At 71.3% G+C, this 4,210-nt stretch carries 3 protein-coding genes; 1 reads left to right on the top strand and 2 read right to left on the bottom strand.

Annotated elements, in window-relative coordinates; genetic code table 11:
* The coding region (locus ACFQ36_RS21170; RefSeq protein WP_377017271.1) for an alpha/beta fold hydrolase at positions 1-1,798 on the bottom strand (1,798 nt) is incomplete at its 3' end.
* Positions 1,792-2,817, bottom strand: a complete 1,026-nt coding sequence (locus ACFQ36_RS21165) for a 3-oxoacyl-ACP synthase III (protein WP_377017269.1) — start codon at positions 2,815-2,817, stop codon at positions 1,792-1,794. The genes ACFQ36_RS21170 and ACFQ36_RS21165, both read right to left, overlap by 7 nt.
* Before the next feature lie 262 nt (positions 2,818-3,079).
* Between ACFQ36_RS21165 and ACFQ36_RS21160 the strand changes: the two genes are divergently transcribed.
* The coding region (locus ACFQ36_RS21160) for a chromosome segregation SMC family protein (protein WP_377017267.1) at positions 3,080-4,210 on the top strand (1,131 nt) is incomplete at its 3' end.

The raw sequence follows: 4,210 nt of genomic DNA, 5'->3' as shown, positions 1-4,210 counted from the left end.
CGGCACTCAGCGTGCGCGGCGCGGTGACGTCCATGTCCGGGGTGACCGATGTGGCGCCGAGGGCCGGCCCGAGCAGCGCGAACGGGGCGAAGCCGGCCACCAGGGCGGTGCCGGCGCGCAGCCCGTAGGTCTGTTTCAGGGTGTCCCGCATGGCGGCCAGCTGCCGGTGCGTGTAGACGGCACCCTTGGCCGGGCCGGTGGAACCGGATGTGAACAGCACGGCAGCATCGGCGTCCGGGTCCGGCGCCCCGGGCCGGGGCAGGCCGCCCGCGGTCCCGCCGGGACCGTGGGAAGGCCCCGCCTCCAGCTCGGACAGGGTGTGCGCCACCTGGTACAGCCGGCGCTTGGCGGCGCCGAGTTCCTCGACGCTGACCCGCACGCCGGGCCAGCCGAACACCCGGGCACCGGCGAGGGCGCGTTCGATCCCGACCAGGTAGGCCGGTCCGGCGCCCTTGATGGCCCGGCTCAGTCCCTGGGTGCCCAGGCCGGCGTCGGCGACCACAATCACGGCGCCGAGCCGCAGGCAGGCGTAGACCAGGCAGGTCAGTTCGATGCCCGGCGGCACCAGCAGTCCGACCCGGTCCCCGGCCTGGACTCCGATGGCTGCCAGCCCGGCGGCGAGCCGGTCCACCCGCTGCGCCAGTTCGGCCCAGGACAGCGTCACCGGCCCGGCTGCGGCATCGTCCCGGATGAGGGGGGCCATGTCGACGACGGCGGGAGAGCCGTCCTGCCGCCGCCCGTCCAGCTCCGCCAGCATCGGCACGAACATCTCCGGTGTTCGGGCGGGGCGCTCCGCGCCCGTACCGGCACCAGGTGTGATGCCCGCCCCGGTCTGGCTACGCCCGCCGGAGCCGGCTGCCGGGCCGGCGGTTCCCAGCCAGCGGAACACCGGGCCGGCAATGTCCACGTCTTCGGGCAGCAGGTGCCCGGCGCCTTCGAAGCGGTGCACGTCCGCCTGTGGCAGCCGGCCCGTCAGATCGCGCAGGTAGCGGTCGGAGAACACCGGGTCCTTCGGGCCCCAGAGCAGCAGCGCCGGCACCTGGAGGGACCGGATATCCTCGGCGACCCCGGCCAGCGCCGGCCAGCTGGGGTGGGATTCGTCCGCGGGGATGTCGGCGACGAAGTTGCCCACGCCCTGCCGCCGTGCGGCACTGCGGTACGGGGCCATGAACGCCGCGCGCACCTCCCGGGCCAGGGCCGGACGGGCCAGGGCATGCGTGACGCGCAGGAAGGCGTCCGACCTCGTCGTACCCCACCGGTGCACGGCCGGGTGCAGGGCCAGCTGCAGCGGAGCCGGTATTGGGAAGCCGGCCGGGTGGACGGCGGTGTTGGTCAGCACGACGCCGGCGAGTTGTCCGCGGTGCCGGGTGGCCCAGCCCAGGGAGATGATGCCGCCCCAGTCGTGGCCCACGGTGACCACCGGCCCGGTCAGGCCCAGCGCATCGGTCAGGTCGCCCAGGTCCCTGATCCGGTCCTCCAGCCGCCGGAAGGTGCCGGTGCGTTCGGAAAAGCCCATGTCCAGCTGGTCGACGGCGACCACCCGCCAGGGTGCCGGGCCGCCGTCGCCGGCAGGAACGGCCGCGGCGAGCAGGCTGCGCCACAGGTAGGACCAGGTTGGGTTGCCGTGCACGCACAGCAGCGTGCCGGCCGGGGTGAGGCCGCGGGCGGCCAGCTCGCCGGCGTTGTCCAGCAGGTGCCAGTAGTGCGAACTGCCGGCCGGATCCACGGCCGCGGTGGAGGGAACGCGGACGCGGCGGGACCAGGCCGCCGGCACGCCGGGCCAGAACTCTGCTACCACGCAAGCTCCATCATGGTGGTGTTCAGCCCGGATCCCACGCCCATGCAGAGCACGCGGTCCCCGGCGCGCAGCGACAGCGATTCCTGGGCCAGGGTCATCGGCAGCGAGGCCGGGCCCACGTTGCCCCACTTCGGGAAGGTGATCGGTACCCGGTCGCGGGCCAGGTTCACGGCCTTGATGATGGCATTGGTGTAGGAATTGGAGACCTGATGGGTAACGTAGCGGTCCATGGCGGACCAGTTCCAGCCGTCCAGGTGTGCCTCGTGCCAGGCGGTCACCACCAGGTCCAGGCCGCCGTCCAACAGGCCCTTGGTGTCGGTGAACATGCCGTCCGGGCCGCCCACGCAGAGTTCGTGGTGCTCGGTGCCGGCCCGGGAGACGCCGCCGAGGATCCGGTGCGAGCCCGGGTGCGCGTCCGCCGGGCCGACGATGGCGGCCGCCGCCCCGCAGCCCAGGGTCAGGGTCGCGAACTCGCGCAGGTAGTCCTCGCGCGTCGAATCCGGGCGGTTCAGCCGCCGGAAGGTGGTTTCCTGCGTGGGCTGGGGGTCCTCACCGGCCACGATCAGGGCGTATTTGATCTGGCCCGCGTCGATCATGTTCGCGGCCAGGGTCATGCCGTTGACGAAGCCCAGGCAGGCGTTGGCCAGGTCGAAGTTTACCGCCGAGGACGGCAGCCCAAGCCCGTGGTGGATCTTCACGGCCACGGAAGGCTCCAGGTTGCGCCTGGTCACCGAGGTGTTGATCAGGAGTCCGATCTGCGACGGGTCGACGCCGGATTCGGCCAGGGCCTTGGCACCGGCCTCGATCGCGGCGTCGTCGAAGCTGCTGCCCGGGGACCACCAGCGGCGTTCGGAAACCCCGGCCACGCGTTCGAGCAGCCGCTTCGACAGGTGCAGGCGCTTGAGGCTGGGGGCCAGGCGTTCGTCGAATTCCGTGGAACTGACCACCACCGGGGCCTCCACGCTGGTTACGGCCAGCAGTGCCGCATTCTCATGTCGAAACGTCGCATTACCGCTCAATATCCAGCCTTTACCCGAGTCCTGTCCGCGCTGTTACTGCCGGTTTCCCGAAACATGCGTCGAAATCTTAACTATGCACCCGCAGGCACGGTTCCCGCACATGCCCGCACCTGCATAGATTGTCCCCTCCCGGGGCGTCCACTGCTCCTCCACAACAGGTATCCGGCCGGAGGAAACGCCCCGAAAAGCCCGTCATTACCGGGATTCGGGTCCCTGGCAGGATAAATTGTTCGAAGGAATACAGCGCTGCGGGAGACCTGATTTGCATTTGAAAAGTCTGACGGTGCGGGGCTTCAAGTCATTCGCCTCCGCCACCACGTTCGACTTTGAGCCCGGCGTCACGGCTGTAGTGGGGCCCAACGGCTCCGGGAAGTCGAACGTGGTGGACGCGCTTGCCTGGGTCATGGGGGAACAGGGGGCCAAGACCCTGCGCGGCGGCAAGATGGAGGACGTCATCTTCGCCGGGACCGCCGGCCGGCCGGCGCTCGGCCGCGCGCACGTGTCGCTGACCATTGACAATACCGACGGCGCCCTGCCGATCGAATACTCCGAAGTCACCATTTCCCGGACCCTGTTCCGCGCCGGCGGATCCGAATACGCCATCAACGGCAGCAGCTGCCGGCTGCTGGACATCCAGGAGCTGCTCAGCGACTCCGGCCTGGGCCGCGAGATGCATGTGATCGTGGGGCAGGGCCAGCTGGACCGCGTGCTGCATGCCACCCCCGAGGACCGGCGCGGGTTCATCGAGGAGGCTTCCGGCATCCTCAAGCACCGCCGCCGCAAGGAGAAGACCGTCCGCAAGCTGGAGGCGATGCAGGCCAACCTCGCCCGGCTCACGGACCTGACCGCCGAACTGCGGCGGCAGCTGACCCCGCTGGGCAAGCAGGCTGAGGTGGCGCGCCGGGCCCAGCAGGTCCAGTTCGAGGTCCGGGACGCCCGGGCCCGCCTGCTCGCGGACGACCTGGTCCGGCTGACGTCGGTGCTGGCACAGGAAGCCGCCGACGAGGCCGCCGTCAAGGCCCGGCAGGCTGAAGTGGAGAGGACCCTTGACGCCGGCCGCCGCCGGCTCGCGGAACTGGAGCTGCTGGCAGCCGAGGCGACGCCGAAACTCAATGCCGCACGGGACACCTGGTACCGGCTCTCCTCCGCCCGGGAACGCCTCCGGGCGCTGGCGAACCTGGCCGGGGAGCGGGAACGGCTGCTGGGCAGTGCCGAGGCCCCGCCGGATGCCGGCCGGGATCCGGAACTGCTGGAGCAGCAGGCGGCCCAGGTGCGCGAGGAACAGGTGGACCTGGAGTTCGAACTGGAGGAACGCCAGGCGGCCCTGGAGGAGGCCGTCAGCCGGCGCGCCGGGGCCGAGCAGGCCGCCGCCGACGAGGACCGCCGGCTCACC

It is taken from the genome of Arthrobacter sp. GCM10027362, from assembly GCF_042679445.1.
Classification (GTDB): Bacteria; Actinomycetota; Actinomycetes; order Actinomycetales; family Micrococcaceae; genus Crystallibacter.
This window is presented reverse-complemented; position numbering and strand designations above follow the sequence as displayed.